We start from the raw sequence: 17,798 nt of genomic DNA, 5'->3' as shown, positions 1-17,798 counted from the left end.
CGACATATTCTGAGTCCTGATGTTGTTGAATCCATTGAACAATAGTGGAAAAGAACATTGAAAAATAGTGTTTGTTTGGCATTTTTAGGCGATCGCCCTTACTATTGTCCAATAGTTTCTTTTCCATGACTCACCTTTTGAAGTTGAAAATCTAGATGTTTTCCACCATCTCAATTTTTCTCACCAGTGTTTGTTTGGCATTTTTGGGCGATCGTGCTTACTATTGTCCAATAGTTTTTTTTCCATGACTCACCTTTTGAAGTTGAAAATCCAGATGTTTTCCACCATCTCAATTTTTCTCCCTTGCGACTAAATACCACAGCACATCAATACCTCTGCCGACATATTCTGAATTTTGATGTTGTTGAATCCATTGAACAATAGTGGAAAAGAACATTGAACTCAAATATTTGTTTGGCATTTTTGGGCGATCGTTCTTACTATTGTCCAATAGTTTCTTTTCCATGACTCACCTTTTGAAGTTGAAAATCTAAATGTCTTTGAGTATCTCAATTTTCCTCAGAGACTGTTTGTTTGGTATTTTTGGGCGATCGTACTTACTATTGTCCAATAGTTTTTTTTCCATGACTCACCTTTTGAAGTTGAAAATCTAAACGTCTTTGAGCATCTCAATTTTCCTCAGAGACTGTTTGTTTGGTATTTTTGGGCGATCATGCTTACTATTGTCCAATAGTTTCTTTTCCATGACTCACCTTTTGAAGTTGAAAATCTAGATGTTTTCCACCATCTCAATTTTTCTCACCTACTACTAAATACCACAGCACATCAATACCTCTGCCGAGTTCTTCGCTCGTCCTGGAGTTGTTGAATCCATTGAACAATAGTGGAAAAGAACATTGAAAAATAGTGTTTGTTTGACATTTTTGGGCGATCGTGCTTACTATTGTCCAATAGTTTCTTTTCCATGACTCACCTTTTGAAGTTGAAAATCTAAATGTCTTTCACCATCTCAATTTTCCTCGCCTACGACTAAATACCACAGCGCATCAATACCTCTGCCGACATATTCTGAATCTTGATGTTGTTGAATCCATTGAATGATTGTGGGGAGCATATTAGAGGAATTTTTGCCCAATTTGCCCAAAGCTTCGGCTACCCTCCCACGCATATTAGAATTATCATCCTGAAGTAGAGATAGTAAGGAGTTAACTACTGTTTCGGAACTGTTGCCCAATTTGCCTAAAGCTTCGGCTGCTCTCCAGCGCACATCAGAATTATCATCCTGAAGTAGAGATAGTAAGGAGTTAACTACTGTTTCAGAACTGTTGCCTAAATTGCCTAAGGCTTCGGCTGCTCTCCAGCGCACATCAGAATTATCATCCTGAAGTAGAGATAGTAAGGAGTTAACTACTGTTTCGGAACTGTTGCCTAAATTGCCCAAAGCTAAGGCTGCTCTCCAGCGCACATCAGAATTATCATCCTGAAGTAGAGATAGTAAGGAGTTAACTACTGTTTCGGAACTGTTGCCTAAATTGCCCAAAGCTAAGGCTGCCCTCCTACGTACATCAGAATTCTCATCCTGAAGTAGAGGTAGTAGGTAGTTAGCTACTGTTTCGGAACTGTTGCCTAAATTGTCCAAGGCTTTGGCTGCGCTCCCACGCACAATAAAATACTCATCCTGAAGTAGAGGTAGTAGGGAGTTAACTACTGTTTCGTAACTGTTGCCCAAATTACCCAAGGCTTTGGCTGCGCCCCCACGCACAACAGAACTCTCATCCTGAAGTAGAGGTAGTAGGGAGTTAACTACTGTTTCAGAACTGTTGCCAAAATTGTCTAAGGCTTTGGCTGCGCTCCAACGCACAATAAAATACTCATCCTGAAGTAGAGGTAGTAAGGATTTAACTATTGTTTCGGAACTGTTGCCAAAATTGCTCAAAACTAAGGCTGCGCTCCAACGCACATGATAATTCTCATCCTGAAGTAGAGGTAGTAGGGAGTTAACTATTGCTTCGGAACTGTTGCCAAAATTGCACAAAGCTAAGGTTGCCCTCCAACGCACATGATAATTCTCATCCTTTAATCGCGCTAGTAATATTGCAATTACCTCCTCCTTTTCCCCTAACTCTGCTCGATATTCCAGCAACCTTTCCTCATCAATCCAATCTGCCCGCTCTTTCAACATCTCCAAAACTTGCGCCTCAAAATCAGTTTCATAGAAACTACAAAAAATTTGATAAACCTGCTCCCGAACTTTCTTACCAAGCAACTCCTCACTACTCACCTCTAACTCAACTAACCTCTCCAAAATTTCCTGCACCAAATCACTATCAACACTACGCAACCCCTTCGGATCTTCCGTCAAACAATTTCCAGCAAACAATAAATCCCGATGCAACCAACTCTCATACTCACTACCACGATCCCAAATTACCCGCATCGCCCTTGCCACTTTCTTCGGCTTTTGTTGCGCTATGAGCAATAGTAAAACTTCCCGCCAGTGAGACTCATGCAAATGCTCCCGAATACTATCCAACACAATCTCAAAATCACCCTCATTATCCGCCTGATAGTCAATCTCCTCAGCACACAAATATTCCTGAAAAGTCTTATGCACAAACCCATAACAATCTTGCCCTTGTTCATTCAACAAACCAGTGCGCTCCCGAATTAATTCCACAAATCTTTCCGCCTCTTCCTTTGCCTGATACAACTGCACCTGCTTCAACTACTTAATCTCTCGACTCAACTGCTCAGTCAATTCATCCTTATCCATCAAAGTGCCACCCTCATCATTCCCCACATTTCCCTGAGTATGCACCCAAAAAGCCAACAACTCCATCAACCTACGCAAATCATCCAAACCCAAATACTTCAACTTCCCATGACTACTCAACTCCTTATTCGCATCCCAAGAAATTAACAAAGTTTCCACCGCCTTGTCATAAAGTCGATATCTTTCCTTCGGCAAAACCGCCTGATACCGATGAATCAAAGCAACAATAGTCAACAACAAAGGATTCCGTGCCAACAACTTAATTCTGTCATTATCATCCAACGCCTTTTGTAAACTTTCCTTCCGCCTTTCTGCCTCCCCCTTATCCCGAAACCGACTGTCATACCAATTATTGATAAACGCCGAAATTTTCTCATCATTAAACGACTGCATTTGATAGTGGGGAAATTCCTCAGTGCGGAAAAAGTCGCGCCGATAACCAGCAGGACGAGATGTAATAATTGCCCTATTTCTGTCAAACTGCCCTAAAAAATTCTCAATGCGCCTGACTACATCATAACGTTTGCCTTCCTCTGCCACTTCATCCAAACCATCCAACAATATTAACGCTCTGCCATCCTCTAACCAATGTTCAAAAAATCCTACAGGCAAAGTTTTGACTGCCATAGTTTTCTCAGCAAATACGCGAGCATATTCGAGAATACTTTTGTCTGGATGTCGCGCTAAGTCTCGTATCCTGATTAAAATTGGGAGCCAGTCGGTGTTTGGATCTAAACCTAGTATTGTTGCACCTTGACTATTCGATCCCCCCTGGCCCCCCTTAGAAAGGGGGGAAGAGGATTCAGTGTAGCGATCGCCCATCTCACCTACAGAATTTCCAGAACTATAGCCCCCCTTACCAAGGGGGGTTGGGGGGAGCGACTCAGAAGATTCCCTGGAGCGATCGCTGTTTTGAATCAAAGTATTTTCCTGACTATAGCCCCCCTTACCAAGGGAGGTTGGGGGGAGCGACTCAGAAGATTCCCTGGAGCGATCGCTGTTTTGAATCAAAGTATTTTCCTGACTATAGCCCCCCTTATTAAGGGGGGTTGGGGGGATTGACTCAGAAGATTCCCTGGAGCGATCGCTATTTTGAACCAGAGTATTTTCCTGACTATATCCCCCCTTACCAAGGGAGGACTGTTTCATTTGAAATTTTGGCATTTCTCTCATCCCCGTGTCTCCGTGTCTCCGCGTCCCCGTGTCTATCGAGTATGAAACAGCCCTACCAAAGGAGCTTGGGGGGATAGATGCCAACATCACAGCAAAATAACTCATCAAAGTTGTTTTTCCCGAACCAGGCGCACCTAATATGACGAATTTCCGAGACTGACTTTGAGTCAACAATTCTGAAGCTAAAAATTTCCTGCCAGTAGTATTTACAAACAACTCCCTTTCCAAATTTTCCCCAGTTCCAGCTAATAAAAAATCTCGTTCAAAACCACCACTTTTTGAAACATCCTCTACCACATCAGGCATAACAAAAATATAGGCTAACTTCTCAGACTTTTCTACTTCTTGCCCAGGCACAGAAATCCCCGCAAATTTCACATCATCAAACCAATTTGCTAACTGTTCAAAATAATTTTGTTTAGCAACCTGAAATTTAATATAAGTATTAGTATGCTGAAAATAAGCATTAATAAAAATCTCTAACCATGGCTTGAGACTTGATTGATTTAGTGGAATATTTTTAGCTTCAGCTTCCTGTTGAAATACCGTAATTAAAATCTCAATATCTGGCTTACCTAGATTAATTAATGGTTTTTCTAACTCCGTCAAAACAGCAGAATTTTCAAAATATTGACTCATAAATTTATTAAATCCATTCCAACCATCCGGTTTAGCCGAATAAAACAAAAGCTGTTGAGGCAAGAGTTCTTTTTCCCATTCCTTCACAGCCTTTTCTCCAGCTTCAATAGCCTTTTCTATATCCGTTTTATTTAGGGTTTTAGTTAGGCGATCGCCCGCTTTTTTCACAAGATAACCCCCTACTTTTGGTATTACCCAACTTACTAAATCTGGCCCCATAAATTACCCCTAATTAGATTCACTTCAATTTTAATCTTGCTTTCATAATATAGGTAATATATTCCGGATAATTACTTAGGGTTTGCTGATTAAATATCAAAGCATTGACTGATATTGGTTTTAGGCAATTTATGTCTGGAAAAAGTACCTGGTTTTCAGCTCCAATCGCTCAAAAAGGAGCGCATTTTGGGATGATTATGGCAGAACAATCTTGGGAAGATTCTTCTAACTACTTCTTCTATAATTCCCATTCCTTCTGGATTCTGAATTGCAGGATTGCTGAATTCTAGCTCCTACCCTTACCAAAAAACTTTATTCAGCAAACCCTAATTATATGATCTATTTGATAACCTAAAAAAAAGTATCTCCTTCATAAATCAGGCAATATTCACACAAAAAATCTGCGCGACTAGCCACCTAATTTCGTAGCTTTTCACTAATATAATAACGTGACATTTCTCAAATTTTTACTGTTGATTAATATATTGATATGCTCTAGCTTTGATTAACCTCATTAAATGTTCCAATTGTAAAAAATTCTCTAATTCTGATTTTCCTTCCTTTGATAAACCAGTTGTTTTTTCTCGTTCTATTAAACTAGCAATTCTTTTCTTAGTTTCTCAGGAAGCTTGAAAAGAAATAATTTGTTCAGGAGTTGCTCCCGATGCTATTTTCCCTGCTCCCTTCCTTCACTAATATCATGTCCGGTTGAATAATTAGACTTTGGTGTACAGAAGGCAGGAGGCAGGAGGCAGGAGGCAGAAGGTTTTCTCAAGAGTGTCACCTTAATTTTATACATAAACGATGCTACCGGACATTATATAACAGACTTTTTCAGCAAACCCTAATTATTCTTATTTTTACCTCTCCCTGTACGGACGTTGCATGCAACGTCCCTACCCACTCCCCTACTCCCTCGCAATGCGAAAATATAGCAAACATTTATCAAGTTGGTATGAGGTACAGTTTATCGATCGCATAGATTTTTCAAATGACCGAAAAATTGGGTTTAAAGCCTCGCCCTTGTAGGGCGACTTTTTATTTGCAAGTAAATTGAATATATGCTACAGTATTAAAAGTTGCCGGGGGGCACTCGGAAACTCTAAACGGACGTGGAGGCAAGCATAAGACTACTGTCAAAGTAGCAGCAGCCTAAGAAGCGTCAACCCGCCGAAGAGCTACGGCTCAGTAGGAATCCCCGCGCCTTTAGGCCGGGGAGGATGTCAAAAGCACTACCTTACAATCATAGAACCTTGTAAGGTAGTACCTATAAAATATATTGTTGTAATAGTATGCGTTAAACAGATGCGTAAGCTTGTTCTAGTTGAGAACCAACTTGTAGAACAGACAAAGCATTTATATCGTTAGCTTCACCAGAACACTGCCATAAAGCTTGAGCTACTCCTAAGTATCCTCTGGAAACTTTGGAAACACTTATAGCTGTGCTGATCACTGTTGGTAAACAAGGACTGGGTATGAACGTTGTGAAAAAGGTATTAACCATAGAACACAAGACTATAGTCCAAAAAAATCCTAATGCGGGTAATAAAACTAAGTCAGGCGTGACGAAGCGACAGATGCGCTTCCATACAGCTTGTTGAGGTATTACAATATCTACGGCAAGCGTCGCAAAAAAGGGAATATTCAGTTTTTCTAACATTATCTAGATCGTCAGAGTCAGGTTTATCGGGCGCAACAAATCAGACCTATACCAACCAAGGATACTGAATTGACAATCTGTCTAAATTTTCATAGAAAGTTGACTCTTCATTCTCCTCTCAATGCCTACGAAGTTAGCTGACGGGCTAGGGCTGAGAGATTCCCTTCTCTGCATCTTTGTTTTTTTACATTCAAAGACTTCTTCTCAGAGATAAGCCCCCTGTATTTGGTTCCTCCGCTCCAGCGACACTCTTACTGTGCCTTTCTTGCCAGATTAGGCTGACTGTCTTTTGCTTATAATATTATATTAACTTTTTTCTATAAGATTTGTCAACACTTTTTGAGAGAAATTTTTGTAAATTGTATCAAAGTTTTCAGCCTAAAATTTGAGAGGATGGTTAGTAAAGTATTGAACTGTGGTTATACTGTTGCTCCAACAAGGTTTAGTTACACCTATATACTTCTCATACTTAGGATAGTTTTCCGCAAAATTTTAAATTTAGTGATTTGCAATATATATCACTAAGGCCATTGTTAGTTGTCACATACTAATAGTGATTTTAATCACTATACATGGTAAGTGCGATCGCTTACTATCTGAATGTTGCATCACCGTGTAACAATAGAAAATTAGTAATACTGGAATAGAACTGTAGAATTTATAAGGTAAATATTATGTATGTAGACCCTCCTGTCCATCTTCTTCCATGTGCATTAGGAGACCTTTTTGCTCAAGCTAATGAAAACGGTTACATTACTCTAGCTGACCGTTATGGATTAATGGCTGCTATATTTGATGAGTCTTTACAAGAATATGAAAAACGCTCAATAGACCGACTAATTCGTGCAATTTATAGAGGACGGATTAAAGTAGTTGATGAAATATCTGTTGTGGTATAAGAGTATACCGAAAAAGATGGTAAACTAAACTATTATATAGAGATTTTTGTATAAAGAACTGCGATTGACAACCTCTATATTTTTGCCATTAGAGCAATCTCTATTTTTTGTCATTAGAGCAATCTCCTTTTTTACCACTAGGTAGAATAGCTCCACAAAAATCTGTTTGCTCCAATTTTGCCTGATTAAGATTTGCATTAGATAAATTAGCTCTATTTAACTTGGCTTTCTCCATATATGCCTGATACAAATCAGCCCAAGATAAGTCAGTATCTGTCAAATCTGCCTTTTGCATAGTTGTACCATGCATAATTGCACCTGATAAATTAGCCCCTACTAAATTTGCTTCAATCAAATTAGCACCGCTGAGAATAGCACCTCTTAAATTAGCTCCTTTCAAGTTAGCTTTTTGTAAGTTAGCCCCTAATAAGTTAGCTTCCCTTAAGTCTGCTTCGCTTAAGTCTGCTTCGCCTAAATCACAACCTTGACATTCATAAGTGCTTAATAATTGCTGAATAGTTTTGATGCGTTCCATAGAATTAGATTTAGATTGAGCAAATACTGGAATAGTTAACCAGAATACTGTTAATAATGTCGTTGTTAATGGATATTCAAATCTCATGTTTTACTTCTGAAGAAATTACTGAATTTAATGTTAAATATTTAATTTTGCTAGATAGCATTATATCATAAAAATTACATCATTATTTTTACTTAATTTTTATGAACGAAGGCAAAAGGCAGAAGGTAGAGGGCAGAAGGCAGAGGACAGGAGGCAGCGGGAGCTGTTGTTCCCTGTTACCTATCATCACCATCAGACTTTTTCAGCAAACCCTAATTAGTTATCGTATTACTAAGAAGTCAGGAATCAGAATTCAGGAGTCGGGAGGCGCGGAGTCAAGTAAATTTTTAAATTGGTATTCAAATAGAACATCTGTATCTAGAGGAAGTAATTTTACAATTACTGTATAACCGGATTTTATATAAAACCCCATCTAATTTTTCCTTCTGCCCTCTGCCCTCTGCATAGGTGCCTTCGTTAATTCCCCCTATGCCTATTGCCTGTTGCCTGGGCAAAGCGCTATAAGTGGGATAAATTAAGGCTCTAGGGAGAAATTGTGTTAGATATTAGACAAATTCGAGAAAATCTGCCAACTGTACAAGAATTACTCAACCGTCGTGGAGAGTACGACTTACAGCCAATTCTAGAATTGGATGAGCAACAGCGACAACTGGAAACAGAGCGATCGCAACTCCAAGCTCGCAGTAACCAGATCGGTAAACAGGTAGGAGAAAAAATTAAATCAGGCAGCGACCCCAAGGGCCCCGAAGTTCAAGCTTTAAAAGATGAGGGAAATCAAATCAAGACCCAACTTAGTGAACTAGAGCCCAGGGAAAAAGAGATAAAGGCCAAAATAGAAACCTTGCTCCTACCTCTTCCTAATTTACCTAGTGAGTCTACACCATTAGGAAAAAGTGAGGCAGAAAACATTGAAGTCAAACGTTGGGGCGATGAATATATACCCAAAAATCCAAAAATTATTCCCCACTATGAAATTGGGGAAAAACTAGGCATTCTCGACTTTGAACGAGGGGTAAAAATTGCTCAAAGTCGCTTTGTGGCATTAATAGGAGCAGGGGCAGCATTAGAGCGTGCTATTATTCAATTTATGCTCAACCGCCATATTCAAGCTGGCTATGTTGAAGTTATGGCCCCATTATTGGTAAATAGTCAGTCTTTGACAGCTACAGGTCAACTGCCAAAGTTTGCTGAGGATAGTTTTAAGTGTGAAGCAGACGATCTATGGTTAATACCTACCTCAGAAGTTTCAACTATGAACTTGTATCGGGATGAAATTTTGACTGCGGAACAATTACCTATTTATCATTGTGCTTATACTCCTTGTTTTCGTCGAGAAGCTGGTGCTTATGGCAAAGATACTAGGGGGTTAATTCGACTCCATCAATTTAATAAGGTCGAAATGGTAAAAATTGTGCATCCCGATCGCTCTGAAGAAGAACATCAAAAATTGGTGGCAGATGCAGAAGCTATTTTACAAGCACTAAAATTACCTTATCGAATTATAGAATTGTGTACTGGAGACCTAGGTTTTTCTGCGGCTAAGTGTTATGACTTGGAGGTGTGGTTGCCATCATCGGGAACATATCGAGAAATTTCTAGTTGTTCTAATGTGAAAGATTTTCAGGCACGTCGGGCAAATATTCGGTTTAAGGAAGGAAAGAAAAAAGGTACTAAGTATGTTCACGCTCTGAATGGATCTGGTTTAGCAGTAGGACGAACAATGGCGGCTATTTTGGAAAATTATCAGCAGGTTGATGGTAGTGTGAAAATACCGGAGGTCTTGCAAGCTTTTATGGGGCGCGAATTTTTGTAATTGCGATCGAGTGGGGAGATGGGGAGATGGGGAGATGGGGAGATGGGGAGATGGGGAGAAGTCTATTAGACATCTGGTGATAATAAAAAATAAAATTATAGCACTTTTGAGGATGGTGAGGTAAGTTGAAGATTAATCTCTATCTTTGTAACACAAGCATCCTGCTTGTTACAGGCTGGAAACCTGTGTTACCAAAAAGCACCCTGCTTTGTTACAGGCTGGAAACCTGTGTTACCAAAAAGCATCCTGCTTGTTACAGGCTGGAAACCTGTGTTACCAAAAAGCACCCTGCTTTGTTACAGGCTGGAAACCTGTGTTACTAAAAAGCACCCTGCTTTGTTACAGGCTGGAAACCTGTGTTACTAAAAAGCACCCTGCTTTGTTACAGGCTGGAAACCTGTGTTACCAAAAAGCATCCTACTTGTTACAGGCTGGAAACCTGTGTTACCAAAAAGCATCCTACTTGTTACAGGCTGGAAACCTGTGTTACCAAAAAGTATCCTGCTTTGTTACAGGCTGGATGCCTGTGTTACCAAAATTACTAAACAAAATTTTGTACCTCACTAACTCGGAAATTGCTGTAATTATCGCACATAAATTATCAATTCTTTCCCCCTACTCTGTAGGGACGTTGCATGCAACGTCCCTACTTACTCCCTACTCCCTCTTTTTCGGAGATGTCTATTAATTATTAATTATTGAAAAACCACACTCATCTAACTTTTTCGCCATCGCTTCTGCATGACGCCACCACTGCTGACCACCTGCCCAAATTCTTGAGGGTAAATGACCAACTGGTGCCCAATTTCTATACTTATATCCGCGATCGCGAAAATGCAAATTATAAGTCAACCAACCAACCTGACTACAAAATTTTCCATAATCTTCATCGACACTTTCATAAATCTGTTTTTGCACCCTAAACCCAAACCTCCCCTGACTGTACTTCATCCAGAGGCGATCGATAGTCAGCAAATCTTCACAAGGCAAATTATCTATATCATTCTGAAACAAATAACTTTTTCTCCTCTTCCCCAAAGCATCACATAAAACTGCCCATGTTTCCATATCCGCTTCCCGCCACTTTTGTACTGCCAACAAATACTGCAATTTTCCATACTCTACCCCCACTGCTGAAATTAATTCATTTTCATCCAGTGTCAAAACTTGCGGAATAAATCTCCCCACTAAACTCTGCACCGATGGCAATAGAGGTAAATTTTGATTTACTAACGCCAAAGACTCTATACTTTCCACAGGTTGCCTAACAATACTAGAACGAGACTCCAACACCTCCAAAACTTGTTCCGCTCTCTGATAGCGTTGACTCACAGAATTTTCTAACAACTTATCTAATATATTGCCGAGACTTTGACTAACACTACTCCCACTCGGCAAAAAATCTCGCCATCTCCAACAGTCATTAACAACGTCAAACATATCCCACGGCGCAACATCAGTCAGTAAATGAATGCAAGTTACACCCAAACTAAACAAGTCACTTGCTGGCAGTACTTTCCCTCTGGTTTGCTCCGGTGCCATATATTCCGGACTGCCAATAACAGTACCAGTAAGAATTAAAGCTGTACCTGTCAGCAACTTCGCTACGCCAAAATCAATTAATACAAATTCTCCCATTTTTCTTAATTTTTCCCCTACTTGATTTTCTCCTGGTAAGTAGGGTGGTTTTTGATAATTAATAGGTGGGAAAGTACGACGAATAATATTTTCTGGTTTAATATCTCGGTGAATAATTTTATTTTGATGAATAAACTTCAATACTGGTAGTAATTCTTGCAAAAGTTGCCATATTTGTTCTTCGTTGAAGAGACCTTTTTGTAATTCTTCCTTTAATGTCAAACCTTGAATATATTCCTGTACCAAATACAAATTTTGATTATATTGAAAATGGGCTAAAAGCAGAGGAATTTGTGGATGTTGTCCCAACTGCCCTAACCGCATTACCTCCCGCCGAAATAGTCTAGCTGTTGTTTGATGGCTTTCAGGATCAAGGGTGGGAAATGATATTTGCTTAAGAATACATGGGAGCTTCAGAGGATGTTGTTCATCTACGCCCAAAAATGTTTTGCCAAAGCCTCCTTGACCAACTTTTTTCAGGAGACGATAGCGTCCCTGAAGAATTAAAGGGGAGTCGCAATTCTGGCAATATGTTGCTGTGTCTGGATTTTCAGGATTGGGACATTGAGGATTAACGCAATAACTCATTCAGATATGGGTTAGAGATTTTATATTTTAGGAAAGGGGGTTTACAAATATAATTTGGTAGTGCTATATTAATAAACTGTAAGAAAAAAATTTATGGCGAGCGTGGCCAAGTGGTTAAGGCAGTGGTTTGTGGTTCCACCATTCGTGGGTTCGAGTCCCATCGTTCGCCCTTTTTAATATTATAGAAACGACGAGTTTCTCACCAGAAGACAAATGGTGGAAGCATTGATTTTACTCACTTTTTACTCAATTAAGTCTAACATGATGGGATAAATGAGTAAAAAATCGGAGCTTTTTCTGTAATGAATGGACAATAAATGGACATAGCTATAAATTTATTACTCAGAAAATTTTATTTGGCCCAGGGAAGAAGTGAAGTTGATAGCCTCTAGGTGATAATTTTGTTTTTGCGATAACTTTATGGCATAGCTCTATGCTATAAAAAGTATTCTATGCCTGTTGTTTGCTAAAGCTGAAAAACATGGACTATAGTAGACAAATATCTACAAAATGTCTATGTTTTTACTCCATTAATCTATGCTATTATTATATCTGTCTGCTAAAACCAGAGGATTTTAGCAACAATTATGGAGTGTTTGGCACTCGACTTTTCATCAAGATACGAAAACCCGCCTAGGGAATCCTAAACTCAATGTGTTTGAGCGGAACATCAGCCTTCGCGTGCCAGTAGACTTATGGACGGGTGAGTCGGAAAATCGCTTTTATTCACCGATGAAGAGCGTGTCTAGGATTGTCTAGATTTTTAGAAGGTGGCTGAAAAAAGATACACAGAAGTTGAAAATTCCTTGTATTTTTCTATATACTTAAAGTATTACGACTTCCTGCTACGAGTCCTTGGCCAATGAACAGGATTAAGTGGCCATGCCTGACTATGGGGATCATAACGAAGCTATCAGAGTTGACGCAGTCCATAGTCAAATACTCTATAAAAATAGTGCCAATCTTCTAGCGATCATCATTTTGATTCGGTAATCACCATTTTGATTTGTCTCCGAGCGAAGATGGCACTATTTTTATATCCTTGCAAGGTATATTTTTTTTTACAATAATTTTTTATAATAATTTTTTGCAATAGAATGAAATATATGCCTGGAAGCCTTCCTTTGAAGGAAATGATTTTTATGATTTATCAACTAAAAATGTTATAATTTAGCAAGATAAGGTTCAATCAAATGGGTGAGCGTAAAGAGGTTGACAGCTCTACAGAAGTCAACCTCTTTTTTTTTTGCTATATTAGCCCAACAACCTCTTACCTATTCAGCCTTCATACTGATAGCAGCAATGCTTTTTTCCTTTAGCATCTTTAGTTTCTACGAACTTCCAACCTAGGTCAGCCATTATTTCTTGACATTCATTGACGGACTTTCTGGAACAGACTCTTTCTTTTGCTCCAGTTTTAAGTAGGTTGTAAATCTTGATCACAGGTATTTCAGGCTTAAGAAAGTCAGAACGACCTTCTGCTTTACGTTTCCTATTGATGTTCTCCACGTGAAGAATCGCTTCTCTAAGGACTGGTGCAATCCTTTTGATTTCATCAACGTTTTCTAGTCGCCTCAACATTTCTTCACCAGTATGTTGCATATATCGATCAATCTTCTGTTTAGCTTTCCGATACTCATCAGGATGACTCCCAACAACCCTTGTCTTTTGCGGTTGAGCTTCAGCATTTTTATTTTCAAGGTTATCAAGTCTGGCTGCAAACTTATTTTGGTCCTCCTTAATTTCTTTAAGAGAGTTGAATGCACTCTCTAAGATTTCAAAGCTTTCATTTTTTGTCTCTGTTTTCACCTCAGCAGAAGAGCGATCGCTCACTTACTACAATCGAATTATCTGGAGCATAAGAAGATAGTTCTTATGTTCCAGAGCATCTTCACCATAACTCCAAGGAAGTCACTTATATCATGTCCGGTTGAATACTTATACTTTTGAGAAGGTAAGGCAGCGGGAGCTGGAGGCAGGAGGCAGAAGCGGTGCGACCCCGCGGGGCGCGTCAGACGCAAGGGAATGCGCACTCCTGTGAGGAAAGAAAAGGTTAGAAGGCAAAAGGTTTTTTTATCACTGATTATCCGGACATGATATTACAGTGCTTTTTAAATAGATGAACCACATCGCCATAACCAAAACTTTGTAGAGACTAACCATGCTTAGTCCCTACTGTGGATTACCCGATCGCCAAATCAAAGTGTTAATGCAGTTGCCAAACAGAAGTACATTCAGTGGAAAACGCGACTACGCTATCCTTAGACTACTTTGGCATAATGCTTGGATACGAGGAGAAATAGCAAGATTAAATATTGGTGACGTTAACTTAAGCGATCGCCTCCTCTCAATACAGGAAAAAGCAAAACAAACATATAGCTAGCGCGTAATATAATTCAAAATAGAAAAATTTTAATAGTAATTGACTATGAAGTTGAAAAGATTAGGCCATGTAGCTATCTGCGTGCAAGACGTTGACAAAGCAGTAGAGTTCTATCAAAATCTGGGAATGGAAATAGCTTGGAAAGATGCTGACTGGGCATACCTAAAAGCTGGCGATGATGGACTAGCACTTTTGAGTCCTGGATATGAGCAAGCAGGGCCACATTTTGGGTTCGTGTTTAGCGATCGCTCAGAAATGGAAACCGCCTACGAACAGCTCAAAGCCCAAAATATTCAAGTCTCCCCTGTTCATGAACATCGAGATGGCACAGCTTCCTTTTACGGTAGAGATTTAGATGGTAACTGGTTTGAATACCTGTACGAACCGGAAGCCATAGTTAATAATTAATAATTAATAATTAATAATTAGGGCTTGCTGATTAAATCTAAAAGTATTGACTGATATTGGTTTTAGCTTTTTGAAGTCGGGAAAAAGTGTAAGCTTTTAGGTAGCTCAGGTTCAAAAATTAAGTCCTGTTGGGGTAACTATGGCAGAAAAATTACTCTTACTATTATGAATGGCCACCTCCTGTGTAGTTCCCATTTCTCCGTTCCTCCTAACTACTCACTACTCCCTACTCCCTACCCCATCAAAAAGACTTTTTCAGCAAACCCTAATTAATAATTACCTCTCCTTGAAAACGGAGCGGAATTACTTCCGCACAGTAGGCGCCCCGTAGGGGACCTCAGAATTACACACTCGCTTCTGACTTATGACTTCTGACTTCGTTAAAGCAGTCACCATTACTGTATTTGTATTTGACATATCAAAAGCTTAAAACTCAGACAATACAAGATTTTCTTGACTTTGGCCTTCTCCCAGATAACTAAAGTCTCCTTCCTTCTTCCTTCTTCCTTCTTCTTTCTTCCTTCTGCTATATCAAAAAAAATTTTAATTTATGCAGAGATTCTACTCAAATATATGTATTAATTATCAGGAGTATTCTAAAGTCTAAAATATCTACATATTAAAACATGACCCAGAAATTAGTATTAAGGAATCGTAGAAAATCGCCCCTCTCACAATGGCGCTATATGGATTGGTCTCTACTGCTGATCTATATAGGAATGACCACTTTTGGTGGAGTTATGATCCAAAGTGTAGAACGAAACCAGGGGTTGACAGATTGGTGGCAACATTGGCTCACAGGAGGAGTAGGCTTAATTTTGGCCTTAATTATTGCTCGTTTTCGTTATGAAGTTTTAATGAACTGGAAATGGGTAATTTATATTTTAACCAATATTTCTTTGGCGGCTGTACAACTCATTGGTACTTCCGCTCTGGGGGCACAAAGATGGATTAATGTTGGTGGTTTCCACGTTCAACCCTCAGAATTTGCCAAGGTAGGAATAATTATTACCCTAGCAGCAATACTTTCGTCTCAGACTAGGATAAGGCTATTAGGCTTTTTTAAAGTTTTGATTATTACAGCCATACCATGGTTTTTAGTATTTATAGAACCCAACCTCGGTACATCTTTAATATTTGGTGCAATTACCATGGGGATGTTGTACTGGGGAAATGTTAATCCTGGTTGGTTAATATTGCTTGTCTCTCCTATTTTTTCAGCCATTCTTTATACTATCTATTTCCCTGCTTGGCTTGCATGGATAGCTTTGATGGGCTTAATTTCATGGCGGACTTTACCTTGGAATTGGTTATGGATGCCTATAGTTACTGGGATTAATATTGTCTCTGGAAACGTTGGGCAAATATTATGGAATTTGCTCAAAGATTATCAAAAAGACCGACTAACAGGATTTCTGAATCCAGAACAAGACCCCTTGGGTACGGGATATCACCTAATTCAATCTCGTATTGCTATTGGTTCTGGACAAATGTTTGGTAGGGGGCTATATCAAGGTACTCAAACTCAACTAGACTTTATCCCAGAACAGCATACAGATTTTATTTTCTCAGCTATTGGTGAAGAGTTGGGTTTTGTTGGTTGTATTCTGGTACTTTTAGCTTTTTGGTTTATTTGTCTGCGCTTGGTTATTATTGCTCAGACTGCTAAGGATGATTTTGGTTCTCTGATTGCTATTGGAGTATTATCAATGTTAGTATTCCAGGTTTTTGTGAATATTGGGATGAATATTGGTTTGGCTCCTGTGACTGGTATTCCACTACCGTTACTTAGTTATGGGCGATCGGCTTTGTTGAGTAATTTTATTGCCCTGGGGTTAGTGGAGTCAGTCGCTAATTATAGTGCTAAAGCTAGGCAAGGTTTTTGAGAACAGGCAACAGGCAACAGGGCTATTTCATTTTTGATAATCACCTGGTATAGGGAGTAGAAGAGTAGGGGAGAGGCTCACACGGATTATGGCACGGATACACGGATACCGAAGGGAGTAGGGACGCTGCATGCAACGTCCGTACAGGGAGTGGGGGAGTAGGGCAGTAGGAGAGATAAGAGAGCCGATAGTTCATAAAAATATAGCTAAATATGACACATCCTTATTTTGCAGGTGTTACCATGACGCTCGTGTTAGCGCAGCTCCTCCGGAGGAGGCACTACAACACCCTCGCTTCCCATAGCTAAAAGCAAAAGGGAGCTACTTTTTCTTTTCCTCTTTGCATGATTATCTCCCTGATTCAATTTCTACTTGGTCATAATACAGAGGCTTGGACGTAGGTTCTGATGTGTCTAGAGGTAGTGTGTCAGTCCAGGAATTTCACCCTATTGAACTCAGATCGTTGACTCTTGAGACTATTTAGTTTTCTATTATCACAGACATTGTTAGATTATGTCAATAGTTGCCCAAATTTCTGGAGACCATATGACTACATATAACTATATATGACTATATTTGTGTTGAATGTTTATGATACCTTTTCAATTAAAAAATGTCACAAATTAGGTAGAGGTTTTAAGTGCTTAAAATATCACTTCTAACTTCTAACTTTTAACTTCTAACTTCTGACTTCCGATAACTTCTCATTTTTGACTTTTGACTTTTGACTTTTGACTTCCGATGACTTTTGACTTCAAGTATTTTGCTGTAATTGTAGTATAATATAATTCATAGTACATAATACTTTATATATATTAAGCTTTGATTCAATCCGAGACTTTAGAATTACTGGAGTGGCCTCGCTTGTGTCAACACTTGGCCACTTTTACAGCAACGAAATTGGGTGCGATATTGCTCCGTAACTCTAGGGCATTTAATATCGGCGATCGCCAAAACACTACTAATTATTTACCAATTCCGTCAACAAAAGCGGAAACTATACAACTATTAGCTGAAACTAAGGAAGCTTATATACTAGAAACTCGTCTGCCACAGGGTTTGTCCTTTGATGGTATTGAAGACTTCGGAGATTCCCTGGAAAGAGCGGAACTAGGTGGCATACTTTCTGGAGGTGAACTTTTAGCTATTGCGACAACTTTGGCTGGCGCTCGTAA

Annotated in this window: 14 protein-coding genes, 1 tRNA gene, 1 pseudogene and 1 riboswitch; of the genes and pseudogenes, 8 read left to right on the top strand and 8 right to left on the bottom strand. The window is 39.3% G+C overall.

Annotation, left to right across the window (positions count from 1 at the left end):
* Positions 1-289: 289 nt before the first annotated feature.
* The 5 genes from F6K54_RS00315 to F6K54_RS00295 form a co-directional block, all read right to left on the bottom strand.
* Entirely contained in the window at positions 290-466 is a 177-nt protein-coding gene (locus F6K54_RS00315) for a hypothetical protein (RefSeq protein ID WP_293072887.1), read from the bottom strand.
* Between the two features lie 320 nt (positions 467-786).
* Positions 787-927 (bottom strand): hypothetical protein, encoded by a 141-nt coding sequence (locus F6K54_RS00310; RefSeq protein ID WP_293072885.1) that lies wholly within the window; start codon positions 925-927, stop codon positions 787-789.
* A 43-nt stretch (positions 928-970) separates the two neighbouring features.
* Complete coding sequence (locus F6K54_RS00305; protein ID WP_293072983.1) at positions 971-2,677, bottom strand: HEAT repeat domain-containing protein; 1,707 nt, start codon at positions 2,675-2,677, stop codon at positions 971-973.
* A 9-nt stretch (positions 2,678-2,686) separates the two neighbouring features.
* Complete coding sequence (locus tag F6K54_RS00300) at positions 2,687-4,765, bottom strand: NACHT domain-containing NTPase (protein ID WP_293072882.1); 2,079 nt, start codon at positions 4,763-4,765, stop codon at positions 2,687-2,689.
* Positions 4,766-6,062: 1,297 nt separating this feature from the next.
* Positions 6,063-6,425, bottom strand: coding sequence for a hypothetical protein (locus F6K54_RS00295; protein WP_293072879.1), 363 nt, complete (start codon positions 6,423-6,425; stop codon positions 6,063-6,065).
* 107 nt (positions 6,426-6,532) lie between these two features.
* Positions 6,533-6,715: riboswitch (cyclic di-AMP (ydaO/yuaA leader) on the bottom strand.
* Positions 6,716-7,099: 384 nt separating this feature from the next.
* Here F6K54_RS00295 and F6K54_RS00290 point away from each other — a divergent pair.
* Positions 7,100-7,324 carry a hypothetical protein gene (locus tag F6K54_RS00290; RefSeq protein WP_293072877.1) on the top strand — a complete coding sequence of 75 codons (225 nt, stop codon included), beginning with the start codon at positions 7,100-7,102 and terminating at the stop codon, positions 7,322-7,324.
* A gap of 100 nt (positions 7,325-7,424) precedes the next feature.
* Here F6K54_RS00290 and F6K54_RS00285 read toward each other — a convergent pair whose 3' ends face one another.
* Positions 7,425-7,946 carry a pentapeptide repeat-containing protein gene (locus F6K54_RS00285; protein WP_293072874.1) on the bottom strand — a complete coding sequence of 174 codons (522 nt, stop codon included), beginning with the start codon at positions 7,944-7,946 and terminating at the stop codon, positions 7,425-7,427.
* 101 nt (positions 7,947-8,047) lie between these two features.
* Between F6K54_RS00285 and F6K54_RS00280 the strand changes: the two genes are divergently transcribed.
* A complete protein-coding gene (locus tag F6K54_RS00280) occupies positions 8,048-8,296 on the top strand; it encodes a hypothetical protein (RefSeq protein ID WP_293072872.1) in 249 nt (82 codons plus the stop codon).
* A gap of 146 nt (positions 8,297-8,442) precedes the next feature.
* Positions 8,443-9,720: a serine--tRNA ligase gene (gene serS, locus F6K54_RS00275; protein ID WP_293072869.1), complete on the top strand. Its 1,278-nt coding sequence runs from the start codon at positions 8,443-8,445 to the stop codon at positions 9,718-9,720.
* Positions 9,721-10,404: 684 nt separating this feature from the next.
* Here serS and F6K54_RS00270 read toward each other — a convergent pair.
* On the bottom strand, positions 10,405-11,946 hold the full coding sequence (locus F6K54_RS00270; protein WP_293072866.1) for a serine/threonine-protein kinase: 1,542 nt from the start codon (positions 11,944-11,946) through the stop codon (positions 10,405-10,407).
* Between the two features lie 96 nt (positions 11,947-12,042).
* Here F6K54_RS00270 and F6K54_RS00265 point away from each other — a divergent pair.
* Positions 12,043-12,115: transfer RNA gene (locus tag F6K54_RS00265), tRNA-His, on the top strand.
* A gap of 1,109 nt (positions 12,116-13,224) precedes the next feature.
* On the opposite strand, the gene F6K54_RS00260 is transcribed toward F6K54_RS00265, so the two are convergent.
* Entirely contained in the window at positions 13,225-13,779 is a 555-nt protein-coding gene (locus F6K54_RS00260; protein ID WP_293072863.1) for a hypothetical protein, read from the bottom strand.
* A gap of 328 nt (positions 13,780-14,107) precedes the next feature.
* Between F6K54_RS00260 and F6K54_RS00255 the strand changes: the two genes are divergently transcribed.
* The 4 genes and pseudogenes from F6K54_RS00255 to F6K54_RS00240 all read left to right on the top strand — a co-directional run.
* Positions 14,108-14,329 carry a hypothetical protein gene (locus tag F6K54_RS00255; RefSeq protein ID WP_293072860.1) on the top strand — a complete coding sequence of 74 codons (222 nt, stop codon included), beginning with the start codon at positions 14,108-14,110 and terminating at the stop codon, positions 14,327-14,329.
* A gap of 45 nt (positions 14,330-14,374) precedes the next feature.
* The gene (locus F6K54_RS00250) at positions 14,375-14,737 is read left to right on the top strand and encodes a VOC family protein (RefSeq protein ID WP_293072857.1); all 363 of its coding nucleotides are present in this window, start codon (positions 14,375-14,377) and stop codon (positions 14,735-14,737) included.
* Between the two features lie 626 nt (positions 14,738-15,363).
* Positions 15,364-16,623, top strand: a complete 1,260-nt coding sequence (gene rodA / locus F6K54_RS00245) for a rod shape-determining protein RodA (RefSeq protein WP_293072855.1) — start codon at positions 15,364-15,366, stop codon at positions 16,621-16,623.
* Positions 16,624-17,445: 822 nt separating this feature from the next.
* Positions 17,446-17,798 (top strand): annotated as a pseudogene (locus F6K54_RS00240) (hypothetical protein); the annotation flags it as partial.

The sequence above is a fragment of the Okeania sp. SIO3B5 genome, assembly GCF_010692555.1.
GTDB lineage: Bacteria > Cyanobacteriota > Cyanobacteriia > Cyanobacteriales > Microcoleaceae > Okeania.
This window is presented reverse-complemented; position numbering and strand designations above follow the sequence as displayed.

Bases quoted from the DNA above. Each gene is read 5' to 3' on its own strand.
- F6K54_RS00270 (WP_293072866.1), bottom strand. From the start codon at position 11,946: ATGAGTTATTGCGTTAATCCTCAATGTCCCAATCCTGAAAATCCAGAC.
- F6K54_RS00280 (WP_293072872.1), top strand. From the start codon at position 8,048: ATGAACGAAGGCAAAAGGCAGAAGGTAGAGGGCAGAAGGCAGAGGACA.
- F6K54_RS00295 (WP_293072879.1), bottom strand. From the start codon at position 6,425: ATGTTAGAAAAACTGAATATTCCCTTTTTTGCGACGCTTGCCGTAGAT.
- F6K54_RS00290 (WP_293072877.1), top strand. From the start codon at position 7,100: ATGTATGTAGACCCTCCTGTCCATCTTCTTCCATGTGCATTAGGAGAC.
- F6K54_RS00250 (WP_293072857.1), top strand. From the start codon at position 14,375: ATGAAGTTGAAAAGATTAGGCCATGTAGCTATCTGCGTGCAAGACGTT.
- F6K54_RS00300 (WP_293072882.1), bottom strand. From the start codon at position 4,765: ATGGGGCCAGATTTAGTAAGTTGGGTAATACCAAAAGTAGGGGGTTAT.
- rodA (WP_293072855.1), top strand. From the start codon at position 15,364: ATGACCCAGAAATTAGTATTAAGGAATCGTAGAAAATCGCCCCTCTCA.
- F6K54_RS00315 (WP_293072887.1), bottom strand. From the start codon at position 466: ATGGAAAAGAAACTATTGGACAATAGTAAGAACGATCGCCCAAAAATG.
- F6K54_RS00310 (WP_293072885.1), bottom strand. From the start codon at position 927: ATGGAAAAGAAACTATTGGACAATAGTAAGCACGATCGCCCAAAAATG.
- F6K54_RS00285 (WP_293072874.1), bottom strand. From the start codon at position 7,946: ATGAGATTTGAATATCCATTAACAACGACATTATTAACAGTATTCTGG.
- F6K54_RS00255 (WP_293072860.1), top strand. From the start codon at position 14,108: ATGCTTAGTCCCTACTGTGGATTACCCGATCGCCAAATCAAAGTGTTA.